This window comes from Nitrosopumilus sp. S6 (assembly GCF_054515815.1).
The window spans coordinates 1-20,795 of sequence record NZ_JBTNRI010000017.1; the positions used below are offsets into that span (position 1 = coordinate 1).

Here is a 20,795-nt window from a genome sequence, read left to right on the forward strand (position 1 = left end):
GAGATAATCGGAATCTCTTTCATACTTAATTGTTTTTCCAAAAAATATCATTTTTAAGTAAATGACATTTCTAGAAAACTGCTTGAAACTACAAAATGTTGCAGTGGTAAGTAAAGTAGGAAACAAAGAATCGGAAAAAGCTGCAACTGATGTAGCAAAAAAATTATTGAAGAAAAAATCTAAGGTGTACACCATAGCCCCAATTCAAGTCGAGGGGGCAAAAAAGATTGAAACCCTAGAAGAATTAAAAAAAATAAAACTAGATTTAGTAATAACTTTAGGTGGAGATGGAACCACACTTCGAGTTTTTAGAAATTTAGATAATGAAACTCCAATTTTGACAATTAATGTAGGTGGAAATAGGGGAATTTTAGCTGAAATTACAATCGAAGAGATAGATAATGCATTAAATCAAATTCAAAAAGACAAATTTTTCTTAGACAAGAGAACTAGAGTGGTTGCATCTTGTGGAGGAAAAGAATTCCCGCCAGCACTAAATGAGATCTACATCGCTAGAACAAACTTGACAAGAACAGCAGAGATTGAGATTAAATTTCAAAATGATAATGTAAAACAAAAGATGGACGGAGTAATTGTTGCAACACCAAGTGGTTCTACAGGACATTCATTTTCATTAGGAGGACCAATTTTGCATGAGAGTTTAGATGTATTGATAATTACTCCAGTTGCACCAGTGTATAGACTAGAATCAATTGTTGTGCCAGACGAAAAGATTGAGATTATCAGTTCACATGATTGCAACATTGTAATGGATGCACAAGTAGTCAAAACCGCAGGATTTGAGGAACCAATAACAATCAAGAAATATAAAAAACCAGCAATCTTTCTGAGATTAAAACAGAGAGGACTAAGACAGATGAGTAAGCTTGGATTTTAGAATTTTAGACGCTAGTGCATTTTATGCAGGTGTTCCATTTAGATCAGCTAATGATTGTTATACAACATCATTAGTATATGATGAAATCAAACACATAAAGAAAAATCACGATGCGTTAGGAACTTTACTTGAAACAAACAGACTAAAAATTAGAGAACCCGATACAGATTCAATAAAAGCTGCTACTGATGCTGCAAAAAATACTGGAGATTATCCCCAACTATCAAAACAAGATTTGTCAGTTATTGCATTAAGTATTGAATTAGAAGGCGAGATAATTAGTGATGATTTTGCCATTTCCAATGTAGCAAGAAATCTAGGATTGAAGATTTCACCAATAATGACTCAAGGAATCAGAGATGTTGGAAAGTGGGTGCATTATTGCCCAGGATGTAGAATAAACCATTCAACAGGAAAAGAATGCCCCATCTGTGCCACCCCATTGAAAAGAAAATTACTCAAAGAGCAATTGTAAAAATAACAATTTGAAGAATTAAACTGTAATTTTTTTAAATTCATTAAGTTTTCTTATATGTTCAAATTCAATATCAAATTTAGCTTTTTCTTTAAATGAAAAATCCAATTTGATAACTTCAGATAAGATTTTGATTCCTTCTTGTATTTTTCCAGATTTTATTAAAGATGATGCTTTATTGTAAAGCGTAGTTGGATTGTTAGGTTTTTCTTTCAAAACTTCATCATAGCAATCAAGAGCAACATCCACTTGTCCCAGATAATGATGAGCCAATCCTTTGTTAAGTAATGCTAAGAGATTTTTTTCTTGAGAAAGAATACTATCGTATTGAGTAATTGCTTGTTCATATCTTGCCAATTGCCCCAAAATGTGTCCTTTCTTTAGCAAAGCCACAATATGTTTTGGGTCTTGTGAAAGAATTTTATCATAAATTATTAATGCATCTTTTGGATTTCCCAGATTCATCAACGTTTGGCCGCTATTTAGTAAAGATTCAATTGTATCAGTCATCATGTAGAGTTTTTTGATTTGATTTTTTGAGATGTTTACTTTTTGTATCAAGGACTTTTTTGATTTTTTTGGCTCTTGCCTCACCTAATCCTTCAACTTTTGCAAGTTCTGTAGTTGTGGCAGAAAATACTTTGAGAGGAGTGCCAAATTTCTCAAGCATTCTTACTGCAAACTTTTCCCCAACACCAGGTAAACTGCAAAGAGAAGACAATTGTTGTATCTCCAAATCAGATGATTTTTTTATTTTTTTCAAGAATGGGCCTTTTGATACATCTTTTCTAGAACACATAGAGACCAATAATTTTGCAGTATGTGCCGCACTTGGGGTAGGAATTACTGGGATTTTAAAATCAAGAACAACAGTTGATATTGCACCATAAAAAATTAAAGGGTTTTCCGTAATCTCTTCAATTTCATCAACATTACCTTCCATTAGAACAATTGGATGTTCAAAATGCTCCTTGAGTCTAGCACATTGATCAAACAGTCTACCATCAAATACTGATGCCATCAAATCACGAATGCTTTTTCGCTCCACAACTGTTTCAGGGGCAACAATATAGTCACCTATCGGAAGGGTCTTCATCTCAAGATTCAGGCCAACTGATTTTAGTAATTCAGGAATTCCGCTTTTTTTCTCTCTTTCATCAACAATAATTCTTAGATTCTCTAATTTCACAAATACCTTTGAAATGAATTGTTAATATCTTATATGAAAATGGTTTTAGTGATTATTTTCGAGGATTATCTTCTTCGGTTTTTGGTGCCTCAGAACCACCCTTCATCATTTCAGTAATTTTTGTTTCTTGTTCTTTGAGACTTTCTTTGACACGTGTTTCTTGTTTTTCAAGGACGGTCATACGAGTTTTTGCCATCTCTTGTTTTTCTTCTAATTCATCAATTAGTTCTTTTTTTGTTGATTTTAACAAGACAGTTCCTGCTTGTTTGTAAACTGTATCAGCATCACCGACTTTTTTTAATTCTTCAAGTGCTTTCTCAGTTTCTGCCTTCTCCATCTCAAGGTGTTGTTTCTGAGTCATGATTGATTGGAGGTTTTGTTGAGATTGTTGTAGTTTCATCAATTGTTCTTGAAGCCATGGTGGCATTTGTCCTGCTGACATGGTTTACCACAATTTTTGTTTCATTATATCTTTACCGATTCTATTGTATCATTACTTGCTTGAATTAGTCTCAAAGTAGAGTTCAGATTTGCTCTCAAGTGGGGAAGATGTTCAGATTCTACAGAAATTATCATTTTTTTATCTAGTTTAATTTCAGTTTTTACTGGGTTTTCAGGATAAAATTCGTTATCAGTATTTACAGAATCAAAAATTGCTTTTGTATTGTCTTTTGCATCAACTGTAATTTTTGCACTAAACTTTAACGTCATATGCAGTTCCAGCCACTTTGAAGCTACATTTTTTACAAGACCAAATTCCTACTGCATCTCTGCCAAATGTTTGTGAACCACATTCAGGACATGCTCTTTTTTGTTTTAATTGAAGGTGAATTTTGGTATACTCTTTTCTAATCTTAATTCCGTATCTTGCACCAAGACCTTTGAGTGATTTTTTAGCTTTTGCCATTTTATTGACCTGCCTGCTGAGCTGCTTTTAATTTTTCTCTTATTTTTGCGCCTACTCTAACTGAAATCTCACCGCATTGTACAATTTCCTCTATGGTAAATCCATCATTGCCTCCTTTTTGTAAGGCACAAATGTTTCCGTCAGAATCACTAGTAATTGTAATTCTTGCATCCATACTTGCCCACTCATCACCGTTAGGATCAACTATGATGTGTTTTCCAATTTTAGCCATAGTTACAGATACAGGGATGGTAGTAATTGGAACAGCAACATCTTCTCCTTCAACTAATGCAGGAGCGTCATCTACCCAATTCCATTTTGGACTTTTAGATGATAGTAATGCTGCAGTTGCAGCATAAGAACATGCATCAAAGAGATTACCATCATAATCAACAACAACATTATCTGCAAAAACACCAATTACAGATTTGTCTTTTTCAATAACTAATTGAGAAACATCAATCATGTGACTTTCTCTAATTCCTCTATCTACAACTCTAGCTAATTCAATTACTTCAGGTCCAGGAGGTCCTGTTTCTACTGTAGGATGCGATAGTGGTAATAGTTCAGCAGTACAAATGAAAAGACCTTTGTCACCAGTATCAGGGAAAGGTCTGTCTGGTTGGATTTTAACTCCGCAAACAACTTCAGTATCACCTAATCTGACTCTTGCGGAACCATTTGCTTTTGGAATTGCATTAGTTTCAATTGAAACTTCTCTTACTTCATCAAGAGCCCTTCCATCAACTCTTTTTCCTTGCTCTAACAAGTCAAGAATTTGATTTCTCTTTAGTTCATCAATAACAGTATGTGAAGTCATTTCCTAGTCTCCTTTATTTCCAAAATATTTGTCGTTGAGTGCTTTCTTTTGTAATTCGTAAACTAGTTTGCATCCATCTACTCCAACTTGAACACATTTTTTGTATTCTTCAGGAGTAAGTACGCCATCTAATTGCAATAGTGTTATTTTTTCAAGATTTGGCATGTAGCCAATTGGCATGTCTGCTTGACCTGCCTGGTCTTCTTCATTATTAACATCAAGAATTACAGTGTCTGCAACTTTTCCTGCTGCAATTGCTGCAACCATATCTCTCATTGGAATACCTGCATCAGCTAATGCAACAGATGCTGCAGTAAGTGCTGCACATCTAGTTCCACCATCTGCTTGTAAAACTTCAATAAACACATCAACTGCAGTTCTTGGGAATTTATCTAACATAACTGCAGGCTCTAATGCTTCTTTGATAACTTTGGAAATTTCAATCTCTCTTCTTGAAGGAGCTGGATTCTTTCTCTCACCAACAGAGAATGGCTCCATATGATATCTAACTCTCAAAATACCAGTGTCAGTGTCAGACATGTGTTTTGGATGAACATCTCTTGGACCAAAAACTCCAACTAGAATTTTGTTATCTCCAAATTCAATGTAAGATGAACCATCTGCATTTTTGAGTCCACCAGCTTTAATCATAATTCGACGTGGTTCATCTACTGTACGTCCATCACAACGTTTTCCATTTTCGTCCATAAGGACCATTGTTGCTTCTCGTCCACCCATTATGATTCACCTTTTTTATCTAACATTTCTTTCACTTGATCAGTCAAATTTGCAACGTGTGCTTGCTCATTAACCATTTGAATTGCTTTTTTAGCCTTTAATAATCCCTCTGGGGATTCGCATGAAACTACAACCCAACCATTTTGACCAATTGTAATTGCAGCATCAGTAGCCTCTTCAATCATCTGAATCATACTGCCTTTTTTTCCAATTAGGCGTGGGACTTTGCTTGGAGATATTTCCATCAAAACCCCAGAATCAATCTTTCCCAAATCTCTATCAGAAATTGAAACTAGTGGGTCTCTTGTTCTATCAAAGTTTGCTATTCTTGCAGCTACAAGATCTCCGGTTCTTAGTTTAGTTGCAAGTTCGTCAGCATGAGCTGAAAAGTCACGTCCAAAGACGTCTTGTGCAGGTAAAAATCCAACATAGCATGAGTTGATATCCAATTCCCAAGACAATGATGTGTGAGAGTTGACTTTGCCAATTACAAGATCATTGATTTTTGGAATATATTTTCCAGTTAAGGGGATTACACGAACAGAATCATCATAAATCTCAGAAATACCAATAGTGGTAGAAATTATTTTGTTTCCATCAAGAATTACATTTTGTTCAGGTCTAAAAGGTCCTGTTGTTACAACATCGCCAGGAATAACATATTTTCTCTTATCTGCCATTATTGCATTACCTCAACTGAAGCAGAACCTTTGGTTATAGAACCTAATCTGTCTATCACGTTTGGCCTTGCTGCAGCGGGTATTTCAAGTATTGCTTTTAGAGAACCATTATTTTGCCATTCTTCTTTTTTCAAAGAACCTACTGATTTTAGAACAGCATATGATTGTGAAGCATATTGTGCAGGGATAACAATCTCTAATTCCAAGTTTTCAGATTTTAGAGCAATTATTGAACGAAGTTTTTCTACAATATCTTTTACTTGTTCATCTACACTTTTTTGAGGATCGACTGAAACTCTTCCATCTTTCATTGCTTGTTCAATTCGCAAAGGAGGATGAGGCAAGTGAGTTTTAGGATCGACATATGTTTTTGCAATGTATTGTACAAGCTGTTTTTTCTTGTCTTCAATCATTTTTCGTCTTTGATCAGTTGTAAGATTAAGATCCCCTTTTTGCATAATTATTTGAGCAATCTCAGTTTGATCTTCAGTCTTGAAAGCTTTGAGTAATTTTTCAGTTGAAGGTTTTGTTCCTTTCCCTGAATCAGTATAGATGTCTTCAGAAACTAAAATTGCAGAAATATCTTTTTTCTTCCCAAGCTTGTACTCTAGTGCTGGATCAGGTTTTACCAATATCTCAAATTTCTCTCCTTCAAAAGAGAATCTTGCAACTGTTACATCGGCCATTTCTAATGAATCTATGATAATTTAGTATTTATCTCAACCTCTAAGCCTCAAAATAAAAAATTGTCCTTTGAGAGTTTATTAGATGATATTAGTGTGAGAATACAATATGAAATTAGGGCATTCTCCATGGATTGCTTTAGGGATTGCTTTAATCACAACGACAGTAATATGGATGGTTTTTTTAGAACAAGAAAAAAATTTGCAAGAAAAAGAATTTGAATTCGTAACAAAAAATATAGCAAATAATATTTTAGAAAAATTAAATATACATGAACAAGTTTTGATGGGATTTCATGGTCTCTTTGCAACATCTGAAATTGTTGAATCACATGAGTTTTACAATTTTTACAATTTACAAAATATCGAAAAAAGATTTCCAGATAACCAAGGCATAGGATACATAGAATACATATCTAGTGAAGAGAGAAAAAATGAAATCAATATAAAATTGAAAGAGTCAGAATTTCAAGGAATATACCCAGAAGAGCAAAGAGACAAATATTTTCCAGTTGTTTTATTGATGCCAGATAATGAAAGAAACAGAAAAGCCATAGGATTTGATATTTACTCAGAGCAAATAAGAAGTGAAGCAGTTGATCGAGCAATGAAAACTGGAAAGACTGTACTTACTGGAAAAATAACACTAGTTCAAGAAACAGATGTAGATATTCAAAATGGATTTTTAATAATCATGCCAATTTATGATTTTCACGACAAACAAAGTTCCAATTATGGAGAATTTTTTGGATTTGTGTATTCGGTGTTTAGAATGAATGATTTTATGACAGGGACATTAGAAGACGATATTTTTGAGCATATAGAAATTAAAATTTTTGACGGATCACATGTTTCGGAAAAGCTATTTTTTGATTCTAACAAAATTAAGGTATTACAGAAAGAGAAAGAATTTTCAAAAAATGAGGAAATTGTATTTGGTGGAGGAAAATGGATTATTCAGTTTGAGGGTATTCCAGAACATCAAGGAGAACAGAATACAATGATTGAGATTCCAATAATAGGATACAGTATGAGTGGGTTATTGTTTTACGTATTTTTACTATTTTCAAAAAACATCCAACTATCACAAATAATGATGAAAAAGGAAAAAATTGCATTAGTAGGTGAGCTTACGAGTAGGTTATCACACGACATTAGAAATCCATTATCAAACATCAAAATGAGTGTAGAATTGTTAACAAGAGAAAGAGAATTAAGCATGAAAAAAAATATTCATGAAAAATTGCAAACAATTTCTAAAAATGTAGATAGAATTTCTCATCAAGTAGATGATGTACTTGATTTCATCAGAATAGGAAAAATACACAAAGAAAAAATTAGCATAAAATCCTGTATCAATGAAAGTATAGAATCAGTAAAAATTCCAAAAAATATCAAATTAGGTGTGAATGGACAGGATGCAATATTGCTCGGAGATCCATATCAGATTCAAGTGGTATTTAGAAATTTAATGGTGAATGCAATACAAGCAATAGGAAATGAAAAAGGAAACATCATAATAACATTAGATAACAAACCAGATTTCATCAAAATTACATTTGAGGATTCTGCAAACATTTTACAGGATTCTCAGGTATCAATGATTTTTGAACCATTAACTACAACCAAACAGACAGGAACAGGTTTAGGATTAGTTAGTTGTAAGCAAATTATTGAAAATCATGGTGGTAAAATTTCTGCTCAAACACATCCAACTAGATTCAATATCATACTGCCAAAAAAATAATTATGTTTTAGGATTAAACAATTTAAGAACTTGTTGAATAATGACGTTATGATCAGAGTCGATATCAGTTGTTATCATCAGCAGATGTTTCTCATCAATGGGGAATGTAATTCGTTTAATTTTATCATATTCAGCTAGGGCATATTTTGCAGGACCAATTTTGTGTTCAATGTTTTTCCTAGTTTGCCATCTTTGGGATGCATAGTAGTGCATCATCTGGAGTTCTTCATCACTTAGAATTGGAGTTATTTCTGATCTAAAGCCACCAGCAATCTTTACACCCGTATTATTTTGAATTGCAGCATATCTGATTGAAGAATCTAGATTTAGAATATCTAAATACAGTTTTTCAAAATCCATGAATTTTCTAGAAAAAATACGGACTTAAGCATATCCTCAAGAATTCAAAATAGACTCAATCCACACTCAAAACTAGCTAGATTTTTATGTGGACTTTGAAGATTTTCTTCAAGATTTGTCATCCTTAGAAGTAATTAGCAAAGATAATCAAAAAATAGTTTTAAAGCTAAAAGGCGTGCCATTACAATACGCAAATGCCCTTAGACGGGTTTGTCTAAACGGGGTTCCAGTCTTTGCAATCGATACAGTTGACATTATTGAGAATTCATCAGTATTACCAGATGAAGGTCTAGCACACAGACTAGGTCTCATACCACTCAAAACAGATTTGGGTAGATTTAATGAGCCATCAAAATGTGACTGTCAAAGTGAAACAGGATGTTCAAACTGTAAAGTAATGTTAGTTTTAGATTCTGGAGATTCAGATGTTACAAGAACAATTCTATCAAATGAATTATCTTCTGAAGATGACTCAATTGCTCCAACATCAGATAAAATTCCAATTTGTGAGCTTGCACCAGGTCAAAGAATCAAAGTTGAATGTTATGCAAGACTTGGACGCGGTACAGAACATGCAAAATGGAACTCTGCAAACATTTCAATGCTAACTGAAACAGACAAGGAAGACGAGAGAATTCTTACTGTAGAATCAACTGGAGCACTTAATCCTGAACAGATCATTATATCAGGAGTAGAAGAAGTAGGTCAAAGATTGGCCGAATTCAAAGATACAATCGACCAAATCAGCGAATAGAAAGCATATACGTTATATTTGGGTTTTAAACCGCATTATTCACATGACTAATCAAGTAGTTATACGCATGGCGAAGGATCTTAAGTCAGCATCAGCTAAAAACGACGCTCCAATTTGGGCAAAACTAGCTGAATATGCATTAAAACCATCCATTGCTAGAAGAGACATCAACTTGAATAAAATCGCTAAACTAACTAAAGAAAACGACACTGTTGTATTTCCAGGCAAAGTTCTTGGAACAGGCAATGTACCTCATAAAATCACATTATGTTCATTTTCAATTTCAAATTCTGCAGCTTCCAAAATCATTGAAAATGGTGGAAAACTAATCAGTTATTCAGAACTAATTGAACAAAACCCAACTGGAAAAGGAGTAGTATTACTTGGCTAATCAGGAAACAGTTGTTAGAACTGATAGACCAATTGTTGTAGATGCAACAGACCACATTGCTGGTAGATTATCATCAAATGTTGCGAAATTACTAAAACAAGGACACAGAGTTTCACTTGTAAACTGTGAAAAAATCATGTACAGTGGAACTAGATCAAACTTGATCAAAGAATACAGAGAATTTTTAGAAATTAACAGTATCATTAATCCAAAACACGGACCTGTACACTATAGAAGACCAGATACAATTATCACAAAAATGATTCGTCAAATGTTACCATATGATAGAAAACCATCAGGAAAAGAATCAATTAAAAGATTAAGAGCATACATTGGTTCTCCAAAAGAACTAAAATCACTTGAGAAGACCCAATTTGAAAAAGCAAAAATTAAAAAATCTGCATCAAATTATACCACAATGGGAGAATTGTGCAGAGTAATAGGGTGGACTGAATGACAACACCAAAAACTGAAATCTATTTTGCAACTAGAAAAACATCTAGCGCACATGTTTACATTACTAAAGGACAAGGTAAAGTTAGAATTAACAACGTACCAGTTGAAATGATTCCACAAGAGACTGCTCGTGAAGTGATTTTAGCACCACTAGAAATTACAGGTGATTTGAGAGACAAAATCGATATTTCTGTTAGAGTAAGAGGAGGCGGTTTTATGGGACAAGCAAGTGCTGTTGCAACTGCAATCTCTAGAGCACTAACAGGATGGACAAAGTCAAAGAAAGATCCAAAAGATCATCCATTCCCAAAATCAACCAGAGAAGACCTTAGAAAAAGAATCACAGATTATGACAAATATCTAATCAGCGGAGATGCCAGAAGAAAAGAGCCAAAGAAGTTTGGCGGACCTGGCGCAAGAAGAAGAAAGCAAAAATCATACCGTTAGACTGTGAAGGCAATAATTTTAGCCGGTGGCAAAGGTACACGAGGCAAGCCATATACAGAATTCTTTCCAAAAGCAATGACTCCAATTAATGGAAAGCCAGTCATCGATTATGTGATAAGGTATCTTCAAAAATTCAGTTTCATAAAAGAAATTATCATAATTTCTGACTTTGATGGTCTTGGAGGACAAATCAAAAACTACTACGGAAATCAAAAAAATATCTCATTTGTTCAAGATTCACAAAGTGGAACTGGTGGCGATTTATTACATATTGAGAAAAAACTCAAAGGAGAATCAGAATTTGTGTTATGGTTTGTAGATAATTTGTGTGCAATAGATCTCAAAAAGATGAAAGAGACATTTACAAAAAAGAAGAGTTCTGCATGTATTGCAACTAGAACAAAAAGAAAAGAAGAAACAGGGTTTGCAATAGTAAAAGATGGAATCATCACTGAATTCAAAGAAAAACCAGTAATGAAATTACAATTATCTGAATGTTTAGGAATCTATATGCTTGGAAAAGACATCATTCAAAAAATTAGGGCAAAGAAAAAACAAAAAGAGATCAATCTCTCATACGATATTTTACAACAACTATCAAAAGAAGGAAAGATTAGTGCTTTTGATATCGGAGACAATGAATGGCTTGATGCAGAATCACCTTCATATTTAGAGAGAAATCAAAAAACTGTAAAAAAAATCATAAGACAGATGGGATTGTAGACTGTTTTTCAAATTCAGAAATCTTATCTTCAAATTGATATGTTTGTGCAATATCATCTAATCCTTCTAAGAGAATTTTCTTTTTATGAGAATCAATATCAAATGGTATCTCTTCAGAAGAAGTTTTGATTATTTGATTTTCTAAATCTACTTCTATTGGATTTGATTCTTGTTGTAGTTTTTCTACAATAGATTGATCCATTGAAATTGGTAAAATTCCATTTTTGAAGCAATTACTAAAGAAGATATCAGCAAATGAAGGGGCAATTATTACTGAAAAACCATAGTCTTGTAGTGCCCATACTGCGTGTTCTCTGCTTGAGCCACATCCAAAATTGTCTCCTGCAACGAGAATTTTGGAATTAGCATATTTTGAGTCATTTAGTACAAAATCTGATTTTGGTTTTTCATTTTCATCATATCTCCAGTTAAAGAACAAAAATTTTCCAAATCCAGATTTTTGTACAAGTTTTAGAAATTGTTTTGGTACAATTTGGTCAGTATCTACATTAACTTTATCAAGTGGAGTTACAATGCTTGTCGTTTTTTTAAATGGTTCCATACTAATCCAAATCCATCTTCCTTACATCAACAAAATGTCCGTTAATTGCAGCTGCTGCTGCCATTACAGGACTAACTAGATGAGTTCGTCCACCAGTACCTTGTCTTCCTTCAAAGTTCCTGTTTGAAGTGCTTGCACATCGTTCCCCAGGAGATAAAATATCAGGGTTCATTCCAAGACACATGCTACATCCAGCTTCTCTCCATTCAAAATTAGCATCAGTAAAAATTTTATCAAGACCCATCTCTTCAGCTTGTTTTTTTACCATTTGAGAACCAGGGACTACCATTGCACGAACATCTGGAGAAACTTTTTGTCCTTTGATTACTTTGGATGCTTCGATTAAATCTTCTATCCTTGCATTGGTACAAGAACCAATAAACACTCTATCGATTTTAATTTCTTCAATTGGGGTTCCAGGTTTAAGATCCATATAATCAAGTGCTTTTTCTGCACCTTTCTTTTGATTAGAGTCACCCTTTGAAAACTCATCAGGGGTTGGAACTGTTTCAGTTACATCACAAGTCATCCCAGGATTTGTTCCCCAACTTACTTGAGGTGCAATGTCATCAATGTGTAATGTAAACTGTTTTTCAAATTTTGCATCATCATCAGTTTTTAGATTTTCTTTCCAATATTCTACAAGAGATTCATAGTTTTTTGGAGTATATTGCCGGCCTCTAAGATATTCATAGGTTTTTTCGTCAGGTGCAATCAATCCAGCACGAGCACCTGCCTCAATTGACATGTTGCAGATTGTCATTCGCTGCTCCATGGAAAGATCTTCAATTCCCTCACCACGGTATTCTATTACAGTTCCAGTGCCACCACCAGTTCCAATATTTTTGATTATAGATAACACGATATCTTTGGCAGTTACTGCATGAGGATTCTTTCTCTTTCCTTTCACTTTAATTTCAAATGGTTTTGGCTTTTCTAACCACAAAGTTTGAGATGCCAATACATGTTCTACCTCACTTGTTCCAATCCCAAATGCAAGGGCACCAAATGCCCCATGAGTTGACGTATGACTATCCCCACAAACAATTGTAGAACCAGGCAAAGTGATTCCCAATTGAGGGCCAATTACATGGACTATGCCCTGGTTTGGACTGTTAATATCAAATAATTTGATTCCAAAGTCTTGACAGTTTTTTTCTAGTGTTTGAATTTGAACAGATGATGTTTGGTCTAAAATTGGAAGGCCTCTATCAGTTGTAGGCACATTATGATCCATTGTAGCAATGGTAAGATCAGGTCTTCGAACTTTTCTATTATTCATTCTAAGACCATCAAATGCCTGAGGAGAAGTTACCTCATGAACTAAATGTCTATCTATGTAAATTAAAGAAGGGCCGGATTCTTTTCCAACTACAACATGAGCATCCCAAATTTTTTCAAAAAGTGTTTTTCCCATTTTGAATCCTATGGTTTGTAATTAAAAAGCCCACCAGCATCAATTATTTTTCCAATAATTTCAGAGAAGGGTTTCATCTTGTATGTTTGATTTTTGGTCAAGTTTTTGATTTCATTTTTACTAATATCAATATCAAGTTCATCTCCTTCAGAAATTCCCTTGTATGCATCCTCTTCAATTTCAATAGGTAACAAAAATGCACCATCAACAGAATTTCTGTAAAAGATTCTTGCAAAAGATAATGCCAATACTGCTTTGACTCCAGAGTGAGACAATGCAATTGGTGCATGTTCACGGGACGAGCCACATCCAAAATTCTTTCCAGACAAAATAAAATCACCTTCCTTTACTTTGGAGTGGAAATCAGGATCTAATCCTTCCATTGCATGAGTTGCAAGTTCAGCATAATCATGGACCTTGAGATATTGTCCCGGAATAATTACATCAGTATCGATGTTATCTCTTTCATATTTTATGACATTTCCCTTCATTGCAAATCCCTCGGATCAGTAATTTTTCCAGTTACTGCAGAAGCCGCTGCAACCATTGGAGATGAAAGATATGTTTCAGATTCAACATGACCCATTCTGCCAGGGAAGTTTCTGTTTGTAGTGCTTATGCAGATTTCATTTTTTGCCAATACTCCCATATGAGCACCACAACAGGCACCACATGTTGGCGGACCTACGGTCACTCCTGCATCCAAGAAAATAGTAAGCAATCCATTTTCCATAGCACGCTTGTAAATTGATATTGATGCTGGAAGAATTTCGGTTCTAATCTTTACTGTCCTTCCTTTGAGAATTTTTGCTGCAGCTTCCAAGTCTTCATATTTTGCTCCAGTACAAGAACCAATGTAGGATTTGTCAAGTTCAACTGAAGGTGCCTCTCTTACTACTGCAATATTTTCAGGAGAAAATGGTTTTGCAACAAGAGGTTCCATCTCAGATGCTTCATATTCGTATACATTTGCATATTGTGCATCAGCATCGCCTTTGAATACTTGGGCATTTGTTGCACCCCTACTTGAAAGATAATCTACAACTTTTTGATCAGCTTCGACAATTCCATTCTTTGCGCCAGCTTCAGTAGTCATATTACAAAGTGTTAATCTACTTTCAACAGACATCTCATCAATTCCAGAACCACCAAACTGCATGGTTCTATAGTTTCCGCCATCAGTTCCAATATCACCAATAATTTTCAAGATAACGTCTTTTGCCATCACATGATCGGGGAGTTTTCCGTTTAGTTTGAAATAATCTGTTTCGGGAATCTTAAACCAGATTTGTCCATTGAGCAAGACATATGCAATATCAGTATGTCCTAATCCACATGCAAATGCACCAAGTGCACCGGTAGTGTTTGTGTGAGAGTCACCACCAACATAGACATCACCAGGCATTACCAATGCCTCTTCGTGAGATAATGTGTGACAGATTCCATACTGTCCCATTCCATACTTGAAATGCTTTTCAATTCCATAATTTTTTGTGAAATTTGATAGTTTAACAATATTTTCAGCAGATATTTTTTCAGCAGAAGGAACAAAGTGATCTTCTGCTACCCATACCTTTGAAGGATCCCAGAGTTTGCTAACATCAACACCTTTGTTTTTTAATTTGTCAAATACCTTAAGAACTCCAGGTCCAGAAACATCATGAACCATTACTTTGTCGACCTTTGCAAAAACTACATCATCAGGTGCAACTTGTGATTTTCCAGATGCACGAGCAAGAATCTTCTCTACAATGTTCATAATCAAAAACCACCCTTTTAGAGATTAAAAGCTTTTCAGAACAATAAAAAAGAAAAAGAACACACATAGTATTGTGCAGTTAACCGTTTTACCACTTTTAGCAGACAGAATGAATGAGAAATTTGATGTTTTTGAGGTATTTCTCAAGACATTAGAAAAAAACAAGACAAAACTAGAAGACGGAGATGTTTTAGTAATTTCAACAAAATATATCTCAAACTCTCAGGGAAGAATTGTGGATCTTGAAAATATTCAAATTTCTAATGAAGGATTAGATATCTCAAAAAAATATCAATTAAAACCAGAAATTGCTGAAGTTGTGATTAGAGAATCAGATAAAATTTTTGGAGGTATAGGTGGATTTGTAATTACATCATCAGATAACATCATGGCACCTAATGCAGGAATTGACAAATCTAATGCAAAAAAAGGCAAAGTGATTCTTTATCCAGAAAACCCATACTTGGTAGCAGAACAACTTCGAAGGAAAATATTTTTGAAAATGTCAATTCATATCGGAGTTATTTTAGTTGATAGTAGATTAATGCCTGCAAGAATTGGTACATCTGGTGTTGCAATTGCTTGTGCAGGTATTGAGCCAGTGTTAGATATGAGAGCAAAGAAAGATCTGGATGGTAATCCACTCAAAGTAACATTTCAGGCAGTTGTAGACAACTTGGCAACAATTGCAAATCACAAAATGGGCGAAGGTGCAGAATCAAAACCGTTTGCAATAGTTAGAAATTCCGGTGCAACTCTTACAGATAGAAAAATAGATTCATCAGAGATGGCAATAGATCCAGACCAATGTGTATATGTTAGAGGCTTATCAAATCCACCAAAAAATTAGTAATGTTGTTGTTCTGCTTTAAATAGAGGTATTTTGTCCATCAAAATATTGGAATACCTTACAACATATCCAAAGACAGTATCATTTCTTGATGGATTAAAACACAAGATAGATGTAGACAGAAAAGAAGGTGTAGAACAACTGCATGTTGTTGTAAAGAAGAGTTTTGATGAGATGATGAAGATTTTCACTGATGAGGGATTTACCAAAGTGAAATTTGAACACAAACAACCAGATCAAATAGGTAATGGTCTTAATTTGAAACTAAAGAAACCATGGGAAATGCATGTGAGAATGGTAGATCTTAAAAAAGGACTAATCGGAATTCATGCAGAAGTTGAAGTGTCAAGGGATTATCTTCAACATTTGTTTTCCCAAAGAACTCCAGTTGTTTATGAAGTAGAAGAGATTCTAAAAAAATATCAAGTGGAGTACAGTATTTGGCATGATAAAATTAAGAAGAATGTTCATGCAATTGTAGATAACTACAAAGTAAAACTTGCAACACCAGCACTTCCAGTATTTGCATGGAAACCAATGTTATTTGTTATTGGAACTGTTGCAGCATTTTATGGTTGGAAATATTTTAACACAATACTTTAGGTTAAACACCAAGAGATTCTGCTTTACTTAGTTCTAGAAAGACTTTATCTCCAACAGAAAGACCCATGTCTTTGTATTCATGCATCTCTAGTTTTAATTGAGTAACACCACCTTGCATTCCCATTCCACCTCCCATTCCAGAAAGCATCTTGTTGAGGTCTTTCATCATATCATTCATGTTTGAAAATCCCATAACTTTTGGACTACCAAAAGGAGATTGAGGATTCTGGGTTCCTTCTTTAAGATCTTTTACAGAAGATAATGACACTATGACATATGGTGCACCATCAGGGGCAGAATCAATACTTCTTACTACATACTCTTTTTTCATATCTAAAGTGACTGGCGCTCCATCTAATTTTAATTTTGAGGTCAATTTCTTCTAGTTTTGAGATGTTGAAGCTTTAATTACAATTTTTGAGACTAGAAATTATTGACTGAAAGTCTTACAACAACATTACGATACTATGGAATTTCACCATGGGAGATAGAAGTGTTGTATGGATTTCTAAATTCTCATTTTACCATTAATCAAGAAGAGATAGAAGCAGATGATGAAAATTTTGTGAGTTTCTTAGATGTAAATATCCCACTTACATTCAATGATGCATTCTTTGAGTGGTTTGATTTCAAGCGTTGGGAAAAAGTCAAGGCAGTATTCAAAGAGATGAAGAGAAGACGAGGTAGCGGAAATGCAATAAAGATTGTAATCAATTTCTCAGGGATTCCAAAGATTGGATTCACAATTGACACTGAAGACAAACAATGGTTTGATAATGCAATAGAAAAAATTGATTCAGTACTGGAATTATTACCATACCACCTTGATCCACAAAAAATTCCAGCAGAAGTGACAGAGATACATTATAAGTTTGATTCAAAATCAATCAGATGGAGATTAAACACTGCAACATCTCCACAAAAACAATTTTCCTTTAAAGGCGATGTTTGGAAAGAAATTACGTAAGATCTTTTTGTAGCGGTTCTAGCAATCCATGTAATTCCTTGTATTTTGATTCTAAAAATTCCAAAGCGTTTTCAAGTTTTTTTGATTTTCCATATTTGTAGCGAATTAATTCACGATGATGCCAGTATGTTTTTCCTTCCTCAACTGAAAGTGTTGTAAAATAATCAGTCCCCTTTAGATTGTCAGGTAGTTTAATGTCATGTGGAAATAACATATCAACAATAAACCACTCATCACCATCAGGATAATCAGCACCAGTTTCTACATCAAAGAAGATATGAAGTAAATCAGATTGCATAAGACCATCATCATTTATGGCAGGATGTTTAATGGCTGATTTTTTAAAATCCAGATTTACCAGTTGAGGTTCAAAAAAACCTTTGATGATTGATTTTCTAAAGATGGTATTTGCCTCGTTGATATTCAAATGCAAAATACACTTGTATGAAACTTGCCTATAATCTGTTTGGTTTTAAGAAAAACTAGACTTCAAGTGAGTCTAAAATGTGCGAGATATCTGTATTGGAGAATCCATTTTTTGTAATGTTTTGTTTTGCAGGAGGGTTTTCCAAATAATTAGGAATTTTATCCTTTAGTCTAACAGCATAAGGAGTAATAGTTTCATTTTTGTAAAATACTCCAGTGGGAATTTTGTTTCCCCATTCAAGAGATTTGATTAGGGCCTGTGTGAGTCTTTCGTTGACTTCTGCTTCTTCATTATAATGAACAACAGGATCATATCCATGTTCTTCTAGTTTGTAAATTCTTGAATGTCTCTTTTGAGCTTCATCCATTAAATCAGTTCCAGCATACCAATCCCTTGTGTTAAGATCATTGTAAGTTGGACATGGTTGTAAAACATCCAAGAAGGACAAACCTTTATGATTTATTGCTTGAACAATCAAATCTTTAAGATGTCTTACATCATAAGAGTAACCACGTGCAACAAATGTAAATCCACTTGCAACTGCCAATCCAATTGGATTAACATTGTAATTGGTGTTTGGGGATGGAAGTGATTTTGTCTGTTCTCCGAGTTTTAATGTAGGGGATGCTTGTCCTTTTGTTAATCCGTAAACGCCATTATCAAAGATAATGTATGTCATATCCACATTACGTCTTCCTGCTGCAACAAAATGACCTGCGCCAATTCCCAGACCATCACCATCTCCACCAACTGCAACTATAGTCATTTCGGGATTTGCGATTTTTGCACCTTGTGCAAATGTCAAGACTCGACCATGCAAAGTGTGAATACCATAAGTATTGATGTAATGAGATGTTTTACCAGAACAGCCAATTCCAGAAAATATTGCAGTCTTGTCTCTTTCTACGCCCATTTCAGCCAGGGCCATCTGAATTGCATTAACGATTCCAAAATCGCCACAGCCAGGACACCAGTCATTGTGGACATCGGTCTTGAAATCTGCCATCTTAAGCGCCATGCATCAAAACCTCCCTTTTCTCTGCCTTGTTTTCAACAATTTTCTTAAGTGAATCATAAACTTCAGTACTAGTCATTGCTCTTCCGGTGTATTTTAAGATAGAATAGTCAATGTCTCTTTGCACATTCTGTTTGAACAGTTTTCCTAATTGTGCGGAGTGATTGGCTTCAACATCAATGATCGTCTTTGCATCTTTTAGCAAAGATGAAACATACTCACCAGGAAATGGATGTAACAGTTTTAGTTGTAAAAATCCAATGGAGATTCCTTCTTTTTTGAGCATCTCAATTGCATCAAGAATTGGACCCTTTGAAGAACCCCATGAGATTACAGTATACTCTTCAATACCAAAGGAGACAGCTTTTTCTATATCTGGTATTTCATTTAGAATCAAGTCAAGACGAGACATTCTCTTATCCATCATCTTTACACGCAAAATTGGATCTTCTGTGATGTGTCCTTGTTCATCAGACTCATCTCCAGTATCCCAAAATATTCCGTTATCAATTCCCAATCTAGAACGAGGGGAAACACCATCATCAGTAAATGCAAATCTCTCATATCCATCTTCAACTTTGTCTAAAAGTTTTCCTCGATTAATGGTGATTTTAGATGGATCAAATCTATTACACGTCACAACAGAACTTGCAATGAATTTATCCATTAAGTGAATAACCGGAACCTGAAACACATCTGCATAATTGAAAACATTTCCGGTGTCATAGAAACTCTCTTCAACATCACCTGAAGCATAAACAATTTTTGGAAAATCACCATGTCCTGCAAAAACTGAAGATAGTAAATCATCTTGGCCATGTCGAGTTGGCAAACCAGTTGAAGGTCCACTTCTTTGATAGTTTGTAATTACTATAGGCACTTCATTTATGCCTGCCCAGCCTAGCATCTCAGTCATTAAGGAAAATCCAGGACCAGAAGTACATGTTGCAGAACGTGTCCCAGTCAATGCACTTCCTATAGCCATACCCATAGCACAAATCTCATCTTCAGTTTGAATTACTGCAGTAGAACCAGGACGATCATCAATTATTTCCAGTATTTCATTTGATTCTAAAAATACAGATTCATCTGAAGCTGGAGTGATTGGATAGTAGGGTTGCATTCTACAACCACATGCCATCTTTCCTAATGCTGTTCCTTGGAATCCTTGAACCAAAAGAGTTCCTGGTTCTTTTTGTATTCCAGTTAAAGTGTAATTGAATTCATCAAACTTTGCAGTAGCATAATTGTAAGAATAGTTTGCAGTCTGTTGATTAATTTTTGCAATCTCCTGTTTCTTTGAAAAAATTGTTCCAATTGTTTTTTGCAAAGAATCAGGAGGCATTTTGACTAATCCCAATGACAAAGAAACACCAATTACATTGAACATTCGAATTAATCCCTTTAGGCGAGGGTTTTCAGTTTCTTCTGCTAATGCTTCAAGAATCGCTTTAAAGGAAACAGGATATAGTTTCACACCATTTTCTTTTGCAATCTCTAAAACACCTGCAATGGAAAATGGTTTGTTCTTTGATTCTAGTTCTTTGTGTAGTCGCTCTCTAAATGGTGCATCAAGTGTATGGACTTTGTCAGTAGTTGTATCTTCAAGAGCAGAGTCATAAATTATTCCTCCACCAGAGATCACTTCATCATAATGACGAAAAATAGTTTCAGCATCAAAAGATGCCATCAATGTTACATCATTTACATTTGAATGGATTTTTTTATCAGATATTCTTACTGTAAAGTAGCTGTGCTCACCTTTGATGTTAGAATAAAATTCTCTCTTTCCAAATACTTGATATCCCATCTCAGCACATACTCTTGAGAATATGTTGGCACCAGACTCTACTCCACTGCCTTGAGGACCTCCAATAATCCAAGTAAAATCAGTAGAGCTCATAGTAAATCACCTATGAAATGAATA

Annotated in this window: 29 protein-coding genes; 11 read left to right on the forward strand and 18 right to left on the reverse strand. The window is 34.6% G+C overall.

The window, feature by feature from the left end; genetic code table 11:
* Positions 1-61: 61 nt before the first annotated feature.
* Positions 62-898: an NAD(+)/NADH kinase gene (locus ACX12B_RS09075; protein ID WP_459353693.1), complete on the forward strand. Its 837-nt coding sequence runs from the start codon at positions 62-64 to the stop codon at positions 896-898.
* The gene (locus ACX12B_RS09080) at positions 888-1,373 is read left to right on the forward strand and encodes an NOB1 family endonuclease (RefSeq protein WP_459353694.1); all 486 of its coding nucleotides are present in this window, start codon (positions 888-890) and stop codon (positions 1,371-1,373) included. Before ACX12B_RS09075 ends, ACX12B_RS09080 begins: the two co-directional genes overlap by 11 nt.
* An 18-nt stretch (positions 1,374-1,391) precedes the next feature.
* Here the strand turns inward: ACX12B_RS09080 and ACX12B_RS09085 are convergent, their stop codons facing one another.
* The 9 genes from ACX12B_RS09085 to ACX12B_RS09125 are packed head-to-tail and all read right to left on the reverse strand — an operon-like array spanning position 1,392 to position 6,393.
* Complete coding sequence (locus ACX12B_RS09085) at positions 1,392-1,883, reverse strand: tetratricopeptide repeat protein (protein WP_459353695.1); 492 nt, start codon at positions 1,881-1,883, stop codon at positions 1,392-1,394.
* Positions 1,876-2,562 carry an ERCC4 domain-containing protein gene (locus ACX12B_RS09090; RefSeq protein ID WP_459353696.1) on the reverse strand — a complete coding sequence of 229 codons (687 nt, stop codon included), beginning with the start codon at positions 2,560-2,562 and terminating at the stop codon, positions 1,876-1,878. The genes ACX12B_RS09085 and ACX12B_RS09090 overlap by 8 nt, the downstream gene beginning before the upstream one ends.
* Before the next feature lie 52 nt (positions 2,563-2,614).
* Positions 2,615-3,004 (reverse strand): prefoldin subunit beta, encoded by a 390-nt coding sequence (locus tag ACX12B_RS09095; protein ID WP_459353697.1) that lies wholly within the window; start codon positions 3,002-3,004, stop codon positions 2,615-2,617.
* Between the two features lie 23 nt (positions 3,005-3,027).
* Positions 3,028-3,273: a KEOPS complex subunit Pcc1 gene (locus tag ACX12B_RS09100; protein ID WP_459353698.1), complete on the reverse strand. Its 246-nt coding sequence runs from the start codon at positions 3,271-3,273 to the stop codon at positions 3,028-3,030.
* Positions 3,257-3,469: a 50S ribosomal protein L37 gene (locus ACX12B_RS09105; RefSeq protein ID WP_459353699.1), complete on the reverse strand. Its 213-nt coding sequence runs from the start codon at positions 3,467-3,469 to the stop codon at positions 3,257-3,259. Before ACX12B_RS09105 ends, ACX12B_RS09100 begins: the two co-directional genes overlap by 17 nt.
* A 1-nt stretch (position 3,470) precedes the next feature.
* Positions 3,471-4,289 (reverse strand): exosome complex protein Rrp42, encoded by an 819-nt coding sequence (gene rrp42 / locus ACX12B_RS09110; protein ID WP_459353700.1) that lies wholly within the window; start codon positions 4,287-4,289, stop codon positions 3,471-3,473.
* Positions 4,290-4,292: 3 nt separating this feature from the next.
* Positions 4,293-5,027, reverse strand: coding sequence for an exosome complex exonuclease Rrp41 (gene rrp41, locus ACX12B_RS09115; protein ID WP_459353701.1), 735 nt, complete (start codon positions 5,025-5,027; stop codon positions 4,293-4,295).
* Positions 5,027-5,707, reverse strand: a complete 681-nt coding sequence (rrp4, locus tag ACX12B_RS09120; protein WP_459353702.1) for an exosome complex RNA-binding protein Rrp4 — start codon at positions 5,705-5,707, stop codon at positions 5,027-5,029. Before rrp4 ends, rrp41 begins: the two co-directional genes overlap by 1 nt.
* Positions 5,707-6,393 carry a ribosome assembly factor SBDS gene (locus tag ACX12B_RS09125; RefSeq protein ID WP_459353703.1) on the reverse strand — a complete coding sequence of 229 codons (687 nt, stop codon included), beginning with the start codon at positions 6,391-6,393 and terminating at the stop codon, positions 5,707-5,709. Before ACX12B_RS09125 ends, rrp4 begins: the two co-directional genes overlap by 1 nt.
* Positions 6,394-6,592: 199 nt before the next feature.
* Here ACX12B_RS09125 and ACX12B_RS09130 point away from each other — a divergent pair, with 199 nt between their 5' ends.
* Positions 6,593-8,137: a CHASE domain-containing protein gene (locus tag ACX12B_RS09130; RefSeq protein WP_459353704.1), complete on the forward strand. Its 1,545-nt coding sequence runs from the start codon at positions 6,593-6,595 to the stop codon at positions 8,135-8,137.
* Here ACX12B_RS09130 and ACX12B_RS09135 read toward each other — a convergent pair whose 3' ends face one another.
* Positions 8,138-8,497, reverse strand: a complete 360-nt coding sequence (locus ACX12B_RS09135; protein ID WP_459353705.1) for a DUF6659 family protein — start codon at positions 8,495-8,497, stop codon at positions 8,138-8,140.
* Positions 8,498-8,585: 88 nt separating this feature from the next.
* Between ACX12B_RS09135 and ACX12B_RS09140 the strand changes: the two genes are divergently transcribed.
* The 5 genes from ACX12B_RS09140 to ACX12B_RS09160 all read left to right on the forward strand — a co-directional run bounded on the left by ACX12B_RS09140 (position 8,586) and on the right by ACX12B_RS09160 (position 11,268).
* Positions 8,586-9,251 carry a DNA-directed RNA polymerase subunit D gene (locus ACX12B_RS09140; RefSeq protein WP_459353706.1) on the forward strand — a complete coding sequence of 222 codons (666 nt, stop codon included), beginning with the start codon at positions 8,586-8,588 and terminating at the stop codon, positions 9,249-9,251.
* Between the two features lie 67 nt (positions 9,252-9,318).
* Complete coding sequence (locus ACX12B_RS09145; protein WP_459353707.1) at positions 9,319-9,642, forward strand: 50S ribosomal protein L18e; 324 nt, start codon at positions 9,319-9,321, stop codon at positions 9,640-9,642.
* Positions 9,635-10,099 carry a 50S ribosomal protein L13 gene (rplM, locus tag ACX12B_RS09150; RefSeq protein ID WP_141976293.1) on the forward strand — a complete coding sequence of 155 codons (465 nt, stop codon included), beginning with the start codon at positions 9,635-9,637 and terminating at the stop codon, positions 10,097-10,099. The genes ACX12B_RS09145 and rplM overlap by 8 nt, the downstream gene beginning before the upstream one ends.
* On the forward strand, positions 10,096-10,545 hold the full coding sequence (gene rpsI, locus ACX12B_RS09155) for a 30S ribosomal protein S9 (protein WP_012214808.1): 450 nt from the start codon (positions 10,096-10,098) through the stop codon (positions 10,543-10,545). Before rplM ends, rpsI begins: the two co-directional genes overlap by 4 nt.
* Positions 10,546-10,548: 3 nt before the next feature.
* Positions 10,549-11,268: a nucleotidyltransferase family protein gene (locus ACX12B_RS09160; RefSeq protein WP_459353708.1), complete on the forward strand. Its 720-nt coding sequence runs from the start codon at positions 10,549-10,551 to the stop codon at positions 11,266-11,268.
* On the opposite strand, the gene leuD is transcribed toward ACX12B_RS09160, so the two are convergent.
* The 4 genes from leuD to ACX12B_RS09180 are packed head-to-tail and all read right to left on the reverse strand — an operon-like array spanning position 11,246 to position 15,006.
* Entirely contained in the window at positions 11,246-11,830 is a 585-nt protein-coding gene (leuD, locus tag ACX12B_RS09165) for a 3-isopropylmalate dehydratase small subunit (protein WP_459353709.1), read from the reverse strand. The genes ACX12B_RS09160 and leuD overlap by 23 nt on opposite strands.
* 1 nt (position 11,831) lies before the next feature.
* Positions 11,832-13,247 (reverse strand): 3-isopropylmalate dehydratase large subunit, encoded by a 1,416-nt coding sequence (gene leuC, locus ACX12B_RS09170; protein WP_459353710.1) that lies wholly within the window; start codon positions 13,245-13,247, stop codon positions 11,832-11,834.
* 8 nt (positions 13,248-13,255) lie between these two features.
* The gene (locus tag ACX12B_RS09175; RefSeq protein ID WP_459353711.1) at positions 13,256-13,738 is read right to left on the reverse strand and encodes a LeuD/DmdB family oxidoreductase small subunit; all 483 of its coding nucleotides are present in this window, start codon (positions 13,736-13,738) and stop codon (positions 13,256-13,258) included.
* Positions 13,735-15,006 carry a 3-isopropylmalate dehydratase large subunit gene (locus tag ACX12B_RS09180; protein WP_459353712.1) on the reverse strand — a complete coding sequence of 424 codons (1,272 nt, stop codon included), beginning with the start codon at positions 15,004-15,006 and terminating at the stop codon, positions 13,735-13,737. The genes ACX12B_RS09175 and ACX12B_RS09180 overlap by 4 nt, the downstream gene beginning before the upstream one ends.
* A 73-nt stretch (positions 15,007-15,079) precedes the next feature.
* On the opposite strand from ACX12B_RS09180, the gene ACX12B_RS09185 reads away from it, so the two are divergent.
* Positions 15,080-15,856, forward strand: a complete 777-nt coding sequence (locus tag ACX12B_RS09185; RefSeq protein WP_459353713.1) for a coenzyme F420-0:L-glutamate ligase — start codon at positions 15,080-15,082, stop codon at positions 15,854-15,856.
* A gap of 48 nt (positions 15,857-15,904) precedes the next feature.
* Positions 15,905-16,459, forward strand: coding sequence for a hypothetical protein (locus ACX12B_RS09190; protein WP_459353732.1), 555 nt, complete (start codon positions 15,905-15,907; stop codon positions 16,457-16,459).
* Position 16,460: 1 nt separating this feature from the next.
* Here the strand turns inward: ACX12B_RS09190 and ACX12B_RS09195 are convergent, their stop codons facing one another.
* Complete coding sequence (locus ACX12B_RS09195) at positions 16,461-16,790, reverse strand: hypothetical protein (protein WP_459353714.1); 330 nt, start codon at positions 16,788-16,790, stop codon at positions 16,461-16,463.
* 102 nt (positions 16,791-16,892) lie between these two features.
* Here ACX12B_RS09195 and ACX12B_RS09200 point away from each other — a divergent pair, with 102 nt between their 5' ends.
* Positions 16,893-17,426: a hypothetical protein gene (locus tag ACX12B_RS09200; protein WP_459353715.1), complete on the forward strand. Its 534-nt coding sequence runs from the start codon at positions 16,893-16,895 to the stop codon at positions 17,424-17,426.
* On the opposite strand, the gene ACX12B_RS09205 is transcribed toward ACX12B_RS09200, so the two are convergent.
* The 3 genes from ACX12B_RS09205 to ACX12B_RS09215 are packed head-to-tail and all read right to left on the reverse strand — an operon-like array spanning position 17,419 to position 20,771.
* Entirely contained in the window at positions 17,419-17,859 is a 441-nt protein-coding gene (locus ACX12B_RS09205) for a hypothetical protein (RefSeq protein ID WP_459353716.1), read from the reverse strand. The genes ACX12B_RS09200 and ACX12B_RS09205 overlap by 8 nt on opposite strands.
* A gap of 49 nt (positions 17,860-17,908) precedes the next feature.
* The gene (locus ACX12B_RS09210) at positions 17,909-18,871 is read right to left on the reverse strand and encodes a 2-oxoacid:ferredoxin oxidoreductase subunit beta (RefSeq protein ID WP_459353717.1); all 963 of its coding nucleotides are present in this window, start codon (positions 18,869-18,871) and stop codon (positions 17,909-17,911) included.
* Positions 18,861-20,771 carry a 2-oxoacid:ferredoxin oxidoreductase subunit alpha gene (locus ACX12B_RS09215; RefSeq protein ID WP_459353718.1) on the reverse strand — a complete coding sequence of 637 codons (1,911 nt, stop codon included), beginning with the start codon at positions 20,769-20,771 and terminating at the stop codon, positions 18,861-18,863. Before ACX12B_RS09215 ends, ACX12B_RS09210 begins: the two co-directional genes overlap by 11 nt.
* Positions 20,772-20,795 lie beyond the last annotated feature (24 nt).